The 15,085-nt window shown below is 51.5% G+C and carries 15 protein-coding genes and 1 pseudogene; 9 read left to right on the top strand and 7 right to left on the bottom strand.

All coding sequences use genetic code 11. The features are described from left to right. Positions 1–98 precede the first annotated feature (98 nt). A complete protein-coding gene (locus K355_RS0121395; protein WP_022734216.1) occupies positions 99–1,568 on the bottom strand; it encodes a leucyl aminopeptidase in 1,470 nt (489 codons plus the stop codon). A gap of 413 nt (positions 1,569–1,981) precedes the next feature. On the opposite strand from K355_RS0121395, the gene K355_RS25245 reads away from it, so the two are divergent. Beyond that, positions 1,982–3,307, top strand: a complete 1,326-nt coding sequence (locus K355_RS25245; RefSeq protein WP_162142311.1) for a lipase family protein — start codon at positions 1,982–1,984, stop codon at positions 3,305–3,307. Between the two features lie 10 nt (positions 3,308–3,317). On the opposite strand, the gene K355_RS0121385 is transcribed toward K355_RS25245, so the two are convergent. Beyond that, positions 3,318–3,791: a GNAT family N-acetyltransferase gene (locus K355_RS0121385; RefSeq protein ID WP_022734214.1), complete on the bottom strand. Its 474-nt coding sequence runs from the start codon at positions 3,789–3,791 to the stop codon at positions 3,318–3,320. 200 nt (positions 3,792–3,991) lie between these two features. Here K355_RS0121385 and K355_RS0121380 point away from each other — a divergent pair, with 200 nt between their 5' ends. The 3 genes from K355_RS0121380 to K355_RS0121370 are packed head-to-tail and all read left to right on the top strand — an operon-like array spanning position 3,992 to position 6,440. Beyond that, the gene (locus K355_RS0121380) at positions 3,992–4,417 is read left to right on the top strand and encodes an SxtJ family membrane protein (protein ID WP_028791845.1); all 426 of its coding nucleotides are present in this window, start codon (positions 3,992–3,994) and stop codon (positions 4,415–4,417) included. A gap of 18 nt (positions 4,418–4,435) precedes the next feature. Next, entirely contained in the window at positions 4,436–4,585 is a 150-nt protein-coding gene (locus tag K355_RS26130; protein ID WP_022734212.1) for a DUF5989 family protein, read from the top strand. Positions 4,586–4,601: 16 nt separating this feature from the next. Beyond that, a complete protein-coding gene (locus K355_RS0121370) occupies positions 4,602–6,440 on the top strand; it encodes a carbamoyltransferase family protein (RefSeq protein WP_022734211.1) in 1,839 nt (612 codons plus the stop codon). A gap of 141 nt (positions 6,441–6,581) precedes the next feature. Here the strand turns inward: K355_RS0121370 and K355_RS25465 are convergent. From K355_RS25465 to amrS, 4 genes and pseudogenes are all read right to left on the bottom strand, one after another. Then, positions 6,582–7,332, bottom strand: a pseudogene (locus K355_RS25465) (IS5 family transposase). Positions 7,333–7,494: 162 nt separating this feature from the next. Next, entirely contained in the window at positions 7,495–7,923 is a 429-nt protein-coding gene (locus K355_RS24675; protein WP_022734210.1) for a GNAT family N-acetyltransferase, read from the bottom strand. 70 nt (positions 7,924–7,993) lie between these two features. Beyond that, on the bottom strand, positions 7,994–8,653 hold the full coding sequence (locus tag K355_RS24670; protein WP_081649585.1) for a shikimate kinase: 660 nt from the start codon (positions 8,651–8,653) through the stop codon (positions 7,994–7,996). Between the two features lie 80 nt (positions 8,654–8,733). Continuing rightward, positions 8,734–9,834, bottom strand: a complete 1,101-nt coding sequence (gene amrS / locus K355_RS0121345; protein WP_022734208.1) for an AmmeMemoRadiSam system radical SAM enzyme — start codon at positions 9,832–9,834, stop codon at positions 8,734–8,736. A gap of 140 nt (positions 9,835–9,974) precedes the next feature. Between amrS and K355_RS25240 the strand changes: the two genes are divergently transcribed. The 4 genes from K355_RS25240 to cysQ all read left to right on the top strand — a co-directional run bounded on the left by K355_RS25240 (position 9,975) and on the right by cysQ (position 13,273). Further along, a complete protein-coding gene (locus K355_RS25240; RefSeq protein WP_147250406.1) occupies positions 9,975–10,481 on the top strand; it encodes a hypothetical protein in 507 nt (168 codons plus the stop codon). Then, positions 10,478–11,959 (top strand): AmmeMemoRadiSam system protein B, encoded by a 1,482-nt coding sequence (amrB, locus tag K355_RS0121335; protein ID WP_022734206.1) that lies wholly within the window; start codon positions 10,478–10,480, stop codon positions 11,957–11,959. Before K355_RS25240 ends, amrB begins: the two co-directional genes overlap by 4 nt. A gap of 12 nt (positions 11,960–11,971) precedes the next feature. Next, positions 11,972–12,358: a DUF2750 domain-containing protein gene (locus K355_RS25460; protein ID WP_081649584.1), complete on the top strand. Its 387-nt coding sequence runs from the start codon at positions 11,972–11,974 to the stop codon at positions 12,356–12,358. 99 nt (positions 12,359–12,457) lie between these two features. After that, positions 12,458–13,273 (top strand): 3'(2'),5'-bisphosphate nucleotidase CysQ, encoded by an 816-nt coding sequence (gene cysQ, locus K355_RS0121325; RefSeq protein WP_022734204.1) that lies wholly within the window; start codon positions 12,458–12,460, stop codon positions 13,271–13,273. 90 nt (positions 13,274–13,363) lie between these two features. On the opposite strand, the gene K355_RS26195 is transcribed toward cysQ, so the two are convergent. Next, on the bottom strand, positions 13,364–13,495 hold the full coding sequence (locus tag K355_RS26195) for a hypothetical protein (protein WP_258548891.1): 132 nt from the start codon (positions 13,493–13,495) through the stop codon (positions 13,364–13,366). Positions 13,496–14,077: 582 nt separating this feature from the next. Here K355_RS26195 and K355_RS0121315 point away from each other — a divergent pair. Further along, the gene (locus K355_RS0121315; protein WP_022734202.1) at positions 14,078–15,073 is read left to right on the top strand and encodes an L-threonylcarbamoyladenylate synthase; all 996 of its coding nucleotides are present in this window, start codon (positions 14,078–14,080) and stop codon (positions 15,071–15,073) included. Positions 15,074–15,085 lie beyond the last annotated feature (12 nt).

Below are 15,085 nucleotides of genomic sequence, written 5' to 3'. Positions count from 1 at the left end.
CATCTGGGCAAATGCCCGAACACGCATGCCCCCGAACACGCACGCCATAGGTTCCCGCCTGCGCGGGAATGACGGCGCGGCTTAGGGACAATGTGGCTTTACGCTTCGTAGTTATCAGCCACAAAGCGATCAAGCAGACGCACGCCAAAACCAGTCGCGCCTTTTGGCGTGACTTCCTTGTCGGATGTCGACCACGCGGTTGCGGCAATATCAAGATGCGCCCACGGGCGATCCTTGGTGATAAAGCGTTTGAGGAACTGGGCCGCGGTGATCGAACCCGCCGCACGGCCGCCAACGTTTTTCATATCGGCAATGTCAGATTTGATCTGCTTGTCATAGCCAGCACCCAGTGGCAAACGCCAAACAGTTTCATCAACCGAAAGCCCCGCCGTGGTGATTTGCTGTGACAGGTCATCATTGTTGGAAAATAGACCGGCATTTTCATGACCAAGGGCAATGATCACAGCCCCCGTCAGCGTCGCCAGATCCACAATCAAACGCGGATCGTGTTTTTCCTGAACGTATGTCAGGGCATCACACAGAACCAAGCGGCCTTCGGCATCGGTATTGATGACTTCAATCGTCTGACCCGACATTGAGGTCACAACATCGCCCGGACGCTGTGCGGTTGAGGATGGCATATTTTCAACAAGGCCAATCACCCCGACCACGTTGCATTTCGCCTTACGGCCAGCCAGTGCCTTCATCAGGCCGGACACAACACCAGCACCGCCCATGTCAAACTTCATATCTTCCATGCCAGCCGCCGGTTTGATCGAGATCCCGCCGGTATCAAAGGTCACACCCTTGCCAACAAAGGCGACGGGGGCGTCTTTTTTCTTGCCACCGTTCCAGCGCATGACAACCATATAAGGCTTTTGGGCCGAGCCCATCGCAACGCCCAAAAGCGCGCCCATGCCAAGCTTTTTCATTTCCTTTTCGTCAAGCACGTCAATCTCGACACCGAGCTTTTCCAGCGCGCTGACTTCTTTCATGAAGCTTTCAGGATAGAGAACGTTGGCCGGCTCAGACACCAGATCGCGGGTGAAGAACACGCCTTCGACGACCTTTTTGGCGCTATCGAACTGTTTCTTGGCGTCCTTGTGATCGCGCGCGGCAATCGACAGGCTCTTAAGAACCGGCTTGTCGTCCTTGGTTTCGGTGGTGCGGTATTTATCAAACCGGTAATCACGCAGCATGGCACCGGTTGCGAAATCACAGGCCAGACCATCCATATCAAACAGAACCGACAGGTCTTTCTCCCCGGTCGAAATCGCACGCGTGGTCACCGTGCCGCCAAGTTTCTGGGCGGCGATCACGTCAAACTCCGCTTCCTTGCCAATCCCGAAAACAATCACGCGCGACAGATCAACATTCGACGGGGCAAGAATTTGCAGGCTTTGCCCTGCTTTGCCCTTAAAGGTCGATGACTGGATCGCCTTGGTGATCAGACCACCCGTTGCTTCATCAAGGGCAACCGCACTTGGCATCAGATCGGCACCTTCGGTGGCAAAGGCAATAACGGCACCGCTGGCGGGGATGGCGAGATCGGTAAACGTGATCTTCATGGTGAACAGGACTCCTGTCATGTTTCGGGGCAGTACGACGTCATGCGTCGCATGTTTAAAATGCTGCCCCTAATCTAGCGCTTTAAACGCGCTTGAAAAGGCTTATCGTTGAAAAATCTGCGGGTTTTCATTGAAAGCACACATCCTTGGGATGCCTCCCCGACAGAACCCGATGTCTTGCCCCGCAAGCGGCCCTGTCAAATTTCCCCGTCGCCCTACTCTTAAGCGCAGTGGTAACAGAGGCAAACGGCACATACTATTGGTTGCACATGAAGCATTGCCAACTGTGCAGACCGGCAATCGCATCGCGACAGCCACCGTCAGAGTGCCTTTTAATATCAACATTGCCCCAGACACCACCGCGACGGTTTCCAAGCGAAACCATCACTTTTTGGAGAATGGAGAACACAGCAATGAGCTACTCTAGGGAACAGACAGTTTTCAGCCTGTGCATGGCGGCCAACGCCGTTGCAGATATTCAGGCTGTCAAAGGGGAAACCGGCGACCGGACGGAATTAACCGAATATATGAAGATCGCCCTGAGCGGCGGGGATTTGAAAGCTGCTTCGCAGGACGGTGCCTTCAAAGACTGGAACGGCCCCGTTTGGAAAGGGTTCTTTCCCGAACAAGATGCAATACTTGATGGTGGTGACTGGAAGGTGGTCTGGGGGCCCAGCGTTTATGTCGAACACCCTAATGAAGACAAACTCGGTCTTCGCGGATATGCCGCCAATTCAATGTATGTCGCCTATAGCGCGGCTCGGTCAACCTATGTTCTGGCAATTGCGGGAACCAATCCGAAAAACCTGTCGGATTGGACCGAGGAAGACCTTGATGTTCAGGTAAACAAGACGGCGAAATGGCCCCTGCAATTACCGTTCGACCCTGACGTGAAGCATAAGGACTATTCAACAGAAGATCCGCAAGTATCAGGAAGCACCGCGTTTGGTATCAGTAATCTGCTTACGAAAATGAAAGACCCGACCACAGGTCTGACAGTTGATACATTTCTGGAACAAAGTGCTTCATCTGCTGACACGTTGGTCTTTACCGGTCACAGCCTGGGTGGTGCTTTGGCCCCTAGTCTGGCATTTCATCTCTATCCTTCCCCGCCAGAAAAATGGGCCAATATCGAAATCTACCCTTATGCCGGGCCAACCCCGGGTAACGCAGCATGGCTGACCAAGTTTGAAAGTGCATATCCCTCAGTTCAAGATTACATGAATATCCATGACGTCGTACCGCATGGCTGGAACGAGATTGACGTCATCATCTCGGAACGCAAAACCGCCTTGACTGACAATGGTTCAGGGATTGCAAAAGGTGAAGAATATTACGACAGCATTTTCGGGGTTATCAGGGCATCCAAAACCTACTCTGGTGTCGGAGAAGCGATGACAGCAATGGTAGCCACACTGAAAGGCCGACCTGATGGGGTCGGATATGCCAATATCACGCATAACAAACACGGTGCCGAAGACTTTTCGCAGAACTGGGGAAAATTCAATTGGTCCCATCCTTTGGAAAACACGAACTATGTGATCAATATAGATCCGGAATGGCAGGAATGGCCTACCTTTACCCTTGAAAATCCGATAACGGTCACGAACCCAGATTATGATGCCGATTTAAAGATTCCAGCCAGTCAAATCGGTAATCTGATCTATGCCACGCACATCTATCAATATTACAGTTTCATGGATGTCACACCGGTACAAATGCTGCCCGCCGTGAAGTAAATTTTTGCAATCAGGTAAAATCAAACAGCGAGAGCGACGGGTTGGATTTGATATATTCCACCTCGTTGCTTTCCTGATCCCCGGTACTGTGCCAACCATGCATGTCATAAAATCCATGCGCACGGTTTTTGGGATCGGCCCCGGTTGTCAGGGATATGTCATCGCATCCTTGGGCAAACAGCCATTCTTCGGCCATACGCAAAAGGGCTGCGCCAACGCCACGTCCTTCAAAATCGGGATCAACGAACAAGGCCCAAAGGGTGGCCTCTGTCGGGATGGCGATGGCAAAGCCTGCTGCCGACCCATCCAGATCGGCAATCCAGATGCCATAGCCATCAGACAGCCATTTGCCAAAGGCCGATTTGGTCACGCCGCGTTCGGCAAGCTGGCTGGCCGACAGGTGGTTTTCGCGCACGCGGCTTCGGATGGCAAAAATTGCCCCGACATCGCCGATGCGTGCTTTGCGAATTTTCAGTCCGGCCATGTGTGTTTAAATCCTGCGTCACCTTCATCGGGCGGCGCTTTGGCCAAGCCGTTGCATCACGCGATTATAGTTTAAAAGTTCGATATAGACTTTAAACTTTAGGTGTTATGAAAACTTTTCGATGAGAAGATAATACCATTGTTGCGACCCTTAGTATGATTGCGTATATACAGACGAACATAATCTTTGGTGCAAAGCCTATGAAAAATAAGAATTCAAAACATTCACCGCTTGATAGCCCAACCAATAGAAGCTTTGGGCTTACGGTCGGCGGCATTTTTCTCTTGATTGAGACTTATCGATTTTGGCAGAGCAATATTGTCGATATCGCAGGCGTCATACTATTGACCGTATCATTGCCGCTGTTAACTCTCGGAGTGCTATATCCGCGAATTCTTACACCACTAAATCGTGGATGGATGAAACTTGGCTTGATACTCCATAAAATTGTAAACCCAGTAGTGATGTTACTGCTGTATGTTGTGACGATTTGCACAACAGGCTTAGCAATGCGGGCTTTTGGTAAAGATCCTCTAAACCTCAAATTTGATAAAGATGCAAAGACCTATTGGATTGCGCGCTCGCCGAAAGGCCCCTCGCCTGAAACTATGAAGAACCAGTTTTAATTAGAGAAATTTAGACAAATGAGCTTCTTAATCGAATTATGGTCGTTTCTTAAAGCGCGCAAAAAATTCTGGCTTTTCCCGGTCATCATCGTGATGATTATGTTTGGTGGACTTCTCATAGTCGCTCAGGGTTCCGCTGTTGCTCCATTCATCTACACGCTATTTTAAGCAACAGGAGCTTTGAATGCGCATACTTGGCATCTCAGCCTTTTATCATGACAGCGCCGCCGCGCTTATCGTTGACGGTCATATCGTGGCCGCGGCTCAAGAAGAAAGATTCTCACGCAAGAAGCATGACGAAGGCTTTCCTGTTCAAGCTATCAGTTACTGCCTCGAAGAAGCTGGAATAAGTCTAGCTGATGTTGATTATGTCGCATTTTATGACAAACCCTTTCTGAAATTTGAACGCCTTCTCGAAACCTATCTTGCCTTTGCGCCAAAGGGATTTAGGTCGTTTCAAAAAGCGTTACCTATCTGGTTAAAAGAAAAACTGTTCCAGAAAGATATGTTGCGCAAACTGCTGAAGCGCTACGATGAAAACTTCGATTGGCAAAATAAACTATTATTTGGTGAACATCATCAAAGTCATGCTGCATCAGCCTATTATCCATCGCCTTTCGACGAGGCTGTAGTCTTGACCATGGATGGTGTTGGCGAGTGGGCCACCACCTCTTTAGCTATTGGTCGTGGCAACAAGCTAGAAATGATAAGAGAGATTCACTTCCCCCATAGCTTAGGCCTATTATATTCAGCGTTCACATACTACACCGGATTCAAAGTTAATTCTGGTGAGTACAAGGTAATGGGCCTAGCCCCTTATGGCTCACCAAAGTATGCCGACATAATAAAAAAATACATAATTGATATTAAAGATGACGGTTCGTTCCGCATGGATATGAGCTATTTCGACTACTGTACCGGCCTGACGATGACAAACAATAAATTTGCATCTCTGTTTGGAAGACCTGCACGTACTAAAGAAGACGATGAGCTTGAACAATTCCACATGGACATCGCAGCATCTGTTCAAGCCGTCACCGAAGAAATTGTACTCAAACTCACTCGCTCGCTGGCAAACGAATTTGACATCAAAAACCTATGCCTAGCCGGAGGAGTTGCACTTAACTGCGTAGCAAACGGTAAAATTGTAAAAGACGGCTCATTTAAGAATATTTGGGTTCAACCAGCTTCCGGTGACGCAGGCGGGGCTCTCGGAGCGGCACAAACAGCCTATTTTCATCATCTCGGCATGCCACGAACGACACAAGCTGGCAATGATGCGATGCAAGGCTCGTATTTGGGGCCATCGTTCGATCAAAATGACATTGAAGAACGGTTAAAAAAAGTTGGCGCAAAATTTGAAACGTTTGATATCACAGAAGTAATTCAGAAAACAGCTGATGCTCTGTCAAATGAACGAGCTATTGGGTGGATGCAAGGTCGCATGGAATTTGGACCTCGCGCATTAGGCGGAAGATCGATCATTGCAGACCCACGTTCCGCCCGTATGCAGAAAACCTTGAACCTCAAAGTTAAATATCGAGAATCATTCCGCCCCTTCGCCCCGTCGGTTCTAGCCGAAGACGTAAGTGATTGGTTCGATATTGATTGCACCAGCCCTTATATGCTATTTGTCGCAGATATCGTAACAAAACGTCAGCGACAAATGTCCGACGATGAACGGTCTCTATTTGGAATAGAAAAACTAAACATTCCACGTTCGGATATTCCTGCGGTAACTCACGTAGACTACTCCGCAAGGATCCAGACGGTGCACGCACAGACTAATTCAAGTTATCACGCACTTATTTCAGAGTTTAAAAAAATTACAGAATGCTCAGTGCTGGTAAATACGAGCTTCAACGTTCGCGGAGAGCCAATAGTATGTACCCCAGAAGATGCCTTTCGTTGTTTCATGGGAACGGAACTTGATAATTTAGTTATCGGAAACTGTTTTTTACGCAAAGAAGATCAAGATGAAAACCTCAAGCTAGACTACAAAAGCGCTTTTGAACTGGATTAAACGTAAAATTAAAATATAATTGATATTATAAATCGCCAGAAAAAAAACAAGCGAAGTATTCACCATTATAATATCGCGAATGTTACATCCAAATGTCTTTCATCTTTAGTAATTTTAGATAGCCCTAGGCTGAATCGACATTTACATCCATAGAGTAGCTGCGGCAATATAGACGAAAGAGAGATAATGGCAGGCCTTGCGGTCATATCGTGTGGCCAGCCTTCTCCAGTGCTTGAGCTTGTTAAACGTGCGCTCGACAACATTTCTGTGCTTATAGATTTCCTTGTCGTATTCCCGCTGCTGCTTGCGATTGGATCTTGGTGGAATAACTGCAACAGCCTCCATGGCGGTGATGGCATCCAGTATTTCCTGAGTGTCATAGCCCTTGTCCGCCAGCACATGCGAGGGAGGGAACCCGTCGATCAGTTCAAGAGCTTTTGTACAGTCGTTACGCTGTCCACCGCTCAGAATCAAACGCAAAGGACGTCCAAGAGCATCGACACACATGTGGATTTTGGTGCTCAGTCCTCCTCGGGAACGCCCCAAAGCCTCGTTCTGCCCCCCTTTCCCGTCGCAGCCTGCTGATGGGCCCGAACAATTGTTGAATCGATCATGAGATATTCATTATCGGGCGCTTCGACGAGAGCATCGAAAATCTCTTCCCACACCCCAGCCTTGGCCCATCGCGTAAAACGCTTATGGACTGTTTTCCACTTGCCGTACCGCTCCGGCAAGTCATGCCAGTGGGCACCACTGCGCAAAACCCAAAGCACGCCATTGACAAATTGAAGGTTGTTCTTGCCGCTGCGGCCCCGGCCCGGTCCCCTTCCTTACCGGGAATGAGGGGGTCAATTCTCCGCCATTGATCAGGACTCAGTTCGTAGCGTTTCATTTATTCTCCACTAACCGCTAAAGCGGTGACAGTGAATCAAAATTGGGACGCTTTGGGAATCCCATCAATTAAATGTCGATTGGCCCTAGGGTCAAAACTCATTAACATTTATTAGATTCAATGATCTGGAGCGCAACATATGGAGTTCCGTAACATGAAGGGTCAATTCTGGCTTTCCGACGAGCAATGGGCGCTGATTAAGCCGTGCATTTCGTAAAAGCCATGCGCGCGGTTTTTGGGATCGGCCCCGGTGGTCAGCGATATGTCATCGCATCCCTGTTCAAACAGCCAATCCTCGGCCATGCGCAACAATGCCGCACCAACACCGCGCCCTTCAAAATCGGGATCGACGAACAGGGCCCATAACGTCGACTCAGCCGGGATGGCGATGGCAAAGCCCGCCGCCGAACCATCCAGATCGGCAATCCAGATGCCGTAGCCGTCCGTCAACCATTTACCAAAGGCCGATTTGGTGATGCCGCGTTCGGCAAGTTGGCTGAGCGACAGGTGGTTTTCGCGCACGCGGCTTCGGATGGCGAAAATTGCCCCGACATCGCCGGTCCGTGCTTTGCGAATTTTCAGTCCGGCCATGTATTTTATCCCAATACGCCCTTAACCGGCGGCACTTTAGCCAAGCAGGCGCAATGCACCAGAAAAAACGTCATTGCGCGGGCGATTTAAGCCGTACCGGAAGCCGTTGTGGCCCCTTGTTCTGGCGGATGTTGAAATCCAGCATTTGAGCAATCTGATCAACGGTATCCGCCGGGCAACCGCCTGATAGCGCGGTATGCTTCGAAAATCCTTCGTAAATTTTTATCCGTTCAAGGAATTTCTTGCGTTCTTCTGCCTCATTTAACCCAAATCCACGGCCAACTTGGCGCTTCGCGACTATGTCTGCCGCCTTTTGGTGGTCCAGAGAAGGAACGAGCAATACTGCAACACCTAAACGCCGAATATATTCTCGGTTCGCCTCAACAACCTCATCGGCCTCCTCAAAAATCAAAAACCCAGAAGAAAGTGAAATCACCGTATTGGAGCGACACTTATTAATGACGTCGTTAAAGCAACGCGAATTCATAATTACATATTCGCGATACCCAAAGTCGGAAATAAAATTACGGATATTTGCAACTTCCGAACAGAAATACTCATCAAGATCGACGAAATCATAACCGATACGATCCGATAGGTGTTTTCCAGTCGTTGTCTTGCCGACGCCACCGGGACCGATCAGGAAGACAAAATCATAAAAAGTACTTTCCTTTACGGTTTTCTGAGTACGGGTGCGCTCTATAGGAGACATCGTTTTTGCTTTAACCATTCGTGATCAGCGATATGTCATCGCAGCCGTGTTCAAACAGCCAATCCTCGGGTATGTGCAACAATGCACCAGAAAAAACGTCATTGCGCCGGCGATTTAAGCCTTACGGGCAATCGTTTTGGCCCCCATGTGCCCGGTTTGGGCGCAAACACGCCCCCGCAGTGGGTGCCGCAGCTTTTACATGCGCCGTTCGGATCAAGATTCCAGTCCGACAATTGATACCAGTCGCGGCCAATCAGAAGATCGCCACAGCCATGGCAATAGGTGCTTGATGCCGACTTGTCATGGACATTGCCGACGTAAGGATAGCGGATGCCGTTTTTGATCGCGATGTCGCGCGCCCGGATCAGGGTTTGGGCCGGAGTGCGCGGATGGTCCATCATTTTCCAGTCGGGGTGAAAGGCGGTGAAATGCATCGGCACATCGGGGCCAAGGTTTTCGCGGACCCAATTGGTCATGGCGTCAAATTCGCCGTCGCCGTCATTTTCACCTGGGATCACCAGATTGGTCAGTTCAAACCACACCCCGGTTTCCTGTTTCAGGTATTTTAGCGTTTCGAGCACATCACTCAGGTGGGCCGAGCAAAGCTTGTGATAGAAATCCTCGGTAAAGCCCTTAAGATCGACATTCGCCGCGTCCATATGGCGAAAGAATTCTTCACGCGCCTTATCGCCGATATAACCCGCCGTGACGGCCACGGTGCGAATGCCCGCTTCGCGGCAGGCTTGGGCAACATCGACGGCATATTCAAGGAAGATCACGGGGTCGTTATAGGTGAAGGCCACCGCCGAACAGCCGTGGTCCTTGGCGGTTTGGGCGATCATTTCCGGTGTGGCCAGCGATCCCAGCTTATCCATCTGACGCGCCTTGGAAATCTCGTGATTTTGGCAGAACTTGCAGGTCAGGTTACAGCCCGCCGTGCCAAACGACAGGATCGGGGTGCCGGGCAAAAAGTGGTTGAGCGGTTTCTTTTCAATCGGATCAATGCAAAAGCCAGATGACCGACCCCATGTAGTCAGAACCATCTGATCGTCTTGGCGCGCTCGGACAAAGCACAAGCCCCGCTGCCCGTCTTTGAGCTTGCAAAAACGCGGGCAGACATCGCACTGGATGCGGCCATCATCGAGATGATGCCAGTATCGTCCGGGGACGGTATCGACCTGCGGGGTGGTCATATTCATGGCGCGGGACTTTCGCTTTGCAAAGCTTCCTCTTTGAAAACCTAGTCTCAATCGCTATCTTTTTCAAAAGGTCTTGGTTTTTCAGACAGGTCGCTCGACACGTTCCAGTAACAAAACTCGCGAAAATTCAGGGTAGCACATTGAGTATTTTGGAAAATCTTCTATCCGGCGATCCTCAAAAGGTTTGGGAAGCATCTTTTGATGTCAAGAATTTGCGCGACGAGGAAGAGCTCCGATCAATTGCAGATCATATTCAGGCGATAAAGAAAGCAACCAAAAACATCGACAAGGATAGCGGCACGGACTTAATCACCAACAATTCCCCTTTGAGTTTTGCACTTCTGAAATTGAAATTTGTTAAGGATTCCGCCGGCTGTCAGTGTGAGCTTTACCCGAGCAACCCGTTTTTCAACCCAAACAAGGAGGCAGAGGAAGGGTTAATTATCATCTCAGATAAGGTCGAAGATGCGAAGAACTGGACAGCGGATTATCGATGTGCGTGCACGAAATGCGGCAATAAATTCAAAGTCAAAAAAGTCGAATATCATGGTCCATTGTACGTTTGGACTAATCTCAGTCCGCCCAAGAAGAAACCGCCAGAGACTCTAGTCAAGAAAACCATCAACTACGTCAGGAAGAGGCTATGACGACCATCATCCGCCCGCCTGCCGTTGCAGGGACGTTTTATCCGGCCGATGCCGATCTTTTGCGAAGCGAGATTGATGGGCTATTGGATGCCGCCTTTAAGTCGGAACACGGCCAAGGTGACGCGATCCCCAAGGCGATCATTGTGCCCCATGCGGGGTTGATGTTTTCAGGCAGCCTTGCCGCCCTTGGCTTTGCCACGGTGCGCGCGCTTAAGGGCCAGATCAAACGCATTGTGATTGTCGGTCCGGCGCACCGCATGGCGTTTCAGGGGGTGGCCCTTGCCAAGGCCGATGGGTTTGCCACACCGCTTGGCACGGTTAAGTGTGATTTGGCGGGGCTTCAGACCGCCCTTTCGTGGCCGCAGGTTCAGATTTTGGATGATGCGCACCGCCAAGAACACGGGCTTGAGATTGAGTTGCCGTTTATCCAGCGGCTGTTTGGCGAAAACAGCGACATCGGGATTGTGCCATTGCTGGTCAGTCGCTGTGGCGCGCGCCACGTGCATGAGTTGATTGAAGCACTTTGGGGCGGGCCGGAAACCTTGATTGTGATTTCATCGGACCTGTCACATTTCCATGATTATGAGACCGCACGCCACATGGACAACCGCACGCGCGACATGATTGAGCGGTTTGATGCCGAGGGCATTGATAGCAATGATGCCTGCGGGGCGTTGCCGGTTGCGGGGATGTTGATGTCTGCACGCAAGCGCGGCATGCGGATCAAGACGCTTGGCATGCGCAATTCCGGCGATGTGACCGGGGATAAATCGCGCGTTGTCGGCTACGGCGCATGGGCGGTTTACACCGGATCGGAAAAGATGCGTGAGCGCGATACGCGCGCCGAACCATCGGACGGATTTACCGGTACGACCGAACAGCTTTTGGCCCGACACGGGCCAGAGATGATTGATCTAGCACGGCAATCGGTCTGGCACGGCATCCGTCATGGCGGGCCGCTTAACGCCGATACATCATCTGTGTCCCCGGCCCTTTTGGAGCCCGGTGCGTGTTTTGTGACCTTGAAGAAATCCGGGCAGCTTCGTGGCTGTATCGGATCGGTGATGGCGCATCGCGATTTGGCGACGGACCTTTGCGAAAATGCGTTCAAGGCCGGGTTTGCCGACCCCAGATTTTCACCATTGCAGGAAGCGGATTTGACCGATGATCTGGAAATCTCGATTTCGGTTTTATCCCCCGCACGTGATTTCCCGTTTGAGGATGAGGCCGATCTGATTGCCAAGCTGACCCCGTTTGAGGATGGCATTATCCTGTCGGACGGCAACAACCGGGGCTTGTTCCTGCCGCAAGTGTGGGAGCAATTGCCCGAACCGGCCGATTTTCTGGCGCATTTAAAACGTAAGGCAGGCCTGTCGATGGATCATTGGTCTACCACCATGCGCGCCCAGCGGTTTATCACGCGCGGCATTTCGGGTAAGGATATCGAGACGCACGATTTCTGGAAAACTTCCGATTAAAGGGTCAAGACCATCGCGACCGTTACAAACATCACCGCAACAACAGACCCAAACAACCGCTATGCCGATTTTCTGAGTGCCGTTGCCACCTTCGAAGGGGTTTGGGGGCTTTATCGCAATGGCTGGCTTCTGTGTCCCGGCGATGACGGGCAGAAATTCTGTCCATTTTTCCCATCGCGTGATGATGCCGCACACTGGGAAGATGCGGCCAAAACCGGCTATGTCCCAACCGCGATTACGCTGGTGGAATTGATGGAAAGCCTGCTGCCTGATTTGGCGAAAAACGACATTGTGGCCGGTATTTCCCCAACCCCAGATGCTGGTCCCATTGTGCCGGGCCATGATCAGCTTCACCATGATTTGATCACCGCATTCAAGGCCGCAATCGCCGGGAAATAAAGCAAACCCCAGTTGTCCATCGTTTAGGGTCTGGACCTTGGCAGTAAAATTCCCTATGCCCTTTGCGATACAAATTTCACGCCAACACATGAGATTGCAATGACCATTGCCCTGCCCGCCGATGCCGATGCCCTTGAAAACGGTTTGATCGAAATTGCCCGCAAAGCCGGTGCGGCGATGATGGAAATCTATAAAACCGATTTCGATGTGCGCTCCAAGGAAGATGCATCGCCGGTGACCGAGGCAGATGACGCCGCCGAGGCGGTCATTTTGCCTGGTCTGCGCGCCCTGACCCCGGACGTTAAAATCGTGTCTGAGGAAAGTGCTGCCAAGGGCGATGTGCCCGATGTTGACGGCGAGACGGATTTTTTCTGGCTGGTCGATCCGCTGGATGGGACCAAGGAATTTATCAAACGCAATGGTGAGTTCACGGTCAATATCGCGCTGATCGCCAAGGGTCAGCCGGTTCTGGGCGTTGTCTATGCCCCGGCGATTGAAAAGCTTTATTACGGCGATCCGCGTGGGGCCAAGCTGATCGACGGCGACGTCACCCCGACCATCACCGACATCACGGTGCGCGACATGCCCGAAGACGGGGTTGTTGTCGTCGGATCACGCTCGCACGGCGATCCAGAGGCGATGAAGGCGTTTCTCGGTGATCTTCCGGTCAAGGAACTGCGCCCGGCGGGAAGTTCGCTGAAACTCTGTTTGGTGGCAGCCGGTGAAGCGGACCTGTATCCGCGCCTTGGCCCGACCATGGAATGGGACATCGGGGCCGGCCACGCAGTTTTAAAGGCCGCGGGTGGTGTGATTGAAAATATGGATGGGTCGCGTTTTGTTTACGGCAAGGCCGATTTTCGTAATCCGTTCTTCATCGCGCGCAGCCCATCTGTGCCGGTAAAATATCAGGATTAATCCTTCGCAACAGCGGGCCGAAAACGAATTTCAAAGCATGATCAGCGGCTTGTGCTGTGTGCGCTGCACAAGGCACAGGCCGCAAGTAATTCAGCCAAAAATAAATCGGCTGAAATCCGCAGTTTCCTTGACTTTTTCACGCATCTGAATTACACATGTCTTATCGCCACACAACGTGTAGGTGACGTAAATAGCCGCCGGAATCACGGCGACGCGGTCCATCTTCACCACCGCGGGGCGAAGTCGGGCTAGAGCGTAAATTGGCGCCGCCATTCTGTATGGCGGCGCTGCGCTGTTTATGAGAACTCTTGGGAAATATTCCGTTCGGTTCAGAGGATATTAACGATTTCCAAATACTTTCTTCGCGAGGAGAGTTTTTGGAGATTCGCGGATGCCTTCCAAACAGAAAAATTCAACGACTAAAATTCTTGATCATTGCATGGCAATTGTTTCGGCTGGTCTCGCTGAACTTGTCAGGCAGCTTGTGCGCTTGATATTTTAAGCACTGGCTAAAAGCCATCACACAGATCACACAATTGCTACTTCACGAACATCACAAGCATATCAATCAGAGCCACTGGTAAGGTTAAACCAGCGCTCAGTGCGAATGCCTTTAAAAATATTCGAGCGTACGACATCTCACAGACCGTAAATGGCATCAGATATACTGAACGCTAGCCTGATAAATGGACAACGTCTTTTATAAAACAACACAGATTTTGTAATTGACTTTGAAACCAGCTTGTTTTCCCTCAGTATCATCGCTAGGTATCTCAACAACTTATTCTCTAGACGGATTGATACATGTCTCCGGCCCTGACCATTCGTCCCTATTCCGAAGGTGCGCTGAGCCAAGCGGCGGGAAAGTTGCGTGCGGGTGAATTGGTCGCCTTTCCGACCGAGACGGTTTATGGGCTGGGGGCGGATGCCACCAATGCCGATGCGGTTGCCGGGATTTACGCCGCCAAGCAACGCCCAAGCTTTAACCCCCTGATCAGCCATTTTCCCGACCGCGATGCCGCCGCCGCCCATGCAACATTTGATGCACGGGCCGACAAGCTGGCCGCTGCATTCTGGCCCGGTGCGCTAACACTGGTTTTACCAAAACGTTCCGACAGCACGGTGTGCGAACTGACCACGGCGGGCCTGCCCAGCATTGCGGTGCGCGTTCCGGCCCATCCGATGGCGCGTGAGTTGCTCCGTGCGGTTGGCCGCCCCGTGGCGGCCCCCTCGGCCAATCAGTCCGGGCGCATCAGCCCGACCACGGCCGGGCATGTTGCCCATTCGCTGGGCAATGCGATTGGGATGATTTTGGATGGCGGGCCGTGTGGTGTCGGGCTTGAAAGCACGGTGATTGATCTGACCACGGATCGGGTGGTGATGCTCCGTCCCGGCGGGATTACCAAGGAACAGGTTGCCCAGGTTCTTGGCACCGAGGTCATCATGGCCGAGACCGATGACAGTGCGCCCAAAAGCCCCGGCATGCTGACCAGCCATTATGCGCCGGGATTGCCGGTACGACTTGAGGCCACGGCACCCGACAAAGCCAAATATGGTCATGAAATCCTGCTGGGGTTTGGCGATTGCGTGACCAAGGGGTTTGATGCGGTCTTATGGCTTTCCAAATCCGGGGATGACGTTGAAGCGGCGGCAAACCTGTTTGCCCGCCTGCATGAAGCCGATCAGAAGCGCTTTGACGGGATTGCCATTGCGCCGATCCCCGATACCGGGCTTGGACTTGCGATCAATGACCGCATGAAACGTGCCAGTGCGCCGCGCGCACCGCACCCATCGCCATAAGCGGAGCGATGC

This window comes from Thalassospira lucentensis MCCC 1A00383 = DSM 14000 (genome assembly GCF_000421265.1).
In the GTDB taxonomy this organism is placed as follows: Bacteria; Pseudomonadota; Alphaproteobacteria; order Rhodospirillales; family Thalassospiraceae; genus Thalassospira; species Thalassospira lucentensis.
Note: the sequence above shows the minus strand (reverse complement) of the source record. Positions and strands in the feature narration are given on the sequence as shown.

Coding starts and splice junctions, on each gene's coding strand:
- K355_RS0121395 (WP_022734216.1), bottom strand. CDS start 1,568: ATGAAGATCACGTTTACCGATCTCGCCATCCCCGCCAGCGGTGCCGTT.
- K355_RS25245 (WP_162142311.1), top strand. CDS start 1,982: ATGAGCTACTCTAGGGAACAGACAGTTTTCAGCCTGTGCATGGCGGCC.
- K355_RS0121385 (WP_022734214.1), bottom strand. CDS start 3,791: ATGGCCGGACTGAAAATTCGCAAAGCACGCATCGGCGATGTCGGGGCA.
- K355_RS0121380 (WP_028791845.1), top strand. CDS start 3,992: ATGAAAAATAAGAATTCAAAACATTCACCGCTTGATAGCCCAACCAAT.
- K355_RS26130 (WP_022734212.1), top strand. CDS start 4,436: ATGAGCTTCTTAATCGAATTATGGTCGTTTCTTAAAGCGCGCAAAAAA.
- K355_RS0121370 (WP_022734211.1), top strand. CDS start 4,602: ATGCGCATACTTGGCATCTCAGCCTTTTATCATGACAGCGCCGCCGCG.
- K355_RS24675 (WP_022734210.1), bottom strand. CDS start 7,923: ATGGCCGGACTGAAAATTCGCAAAGCACGGACCGGCGATGTCGGGGCA.
- K355_RS24670 (WP_081649585.1), bottom strand. CDS start 8,653: ATGGTTAAAGCAAAAACGATGTCTCCTATAGAGCGCACCCGTACTCAG.
- amrS (WP_022734208.1), bottom strand. CDS start 9,834: ATGAATATGACCACCCCGCAGGTCGATACCGTCCCCGGACGATACTGG.
- amrB (WP_022734206.1), top strand. CDS start 10,478: ATGACGACCATCATCCGCCCGCCTGCCGTTGCAGGGACGTTTTATCCG.
- cysQ (WP_022734204.1), top strand. CDS start 12,458: ATGACCATTGCCCTGCCCGCCGATGCCGATGCCCTTGAAAACGGTTTG.
- K355_RS26195 (WP_258548891.1), bottom strand. CDS start 13,495: ATGGACCGCGTCGCCGTGATTCCGGCGGCTATTTACGTCACCTACACG.
- K355_RS0121315 (WP_022734202.1), top strand. CDS start 14,078: ATGTCTCCGGCCCTGACCATTCGTCCCTATTCCGAAGGTGCGCTGAGC.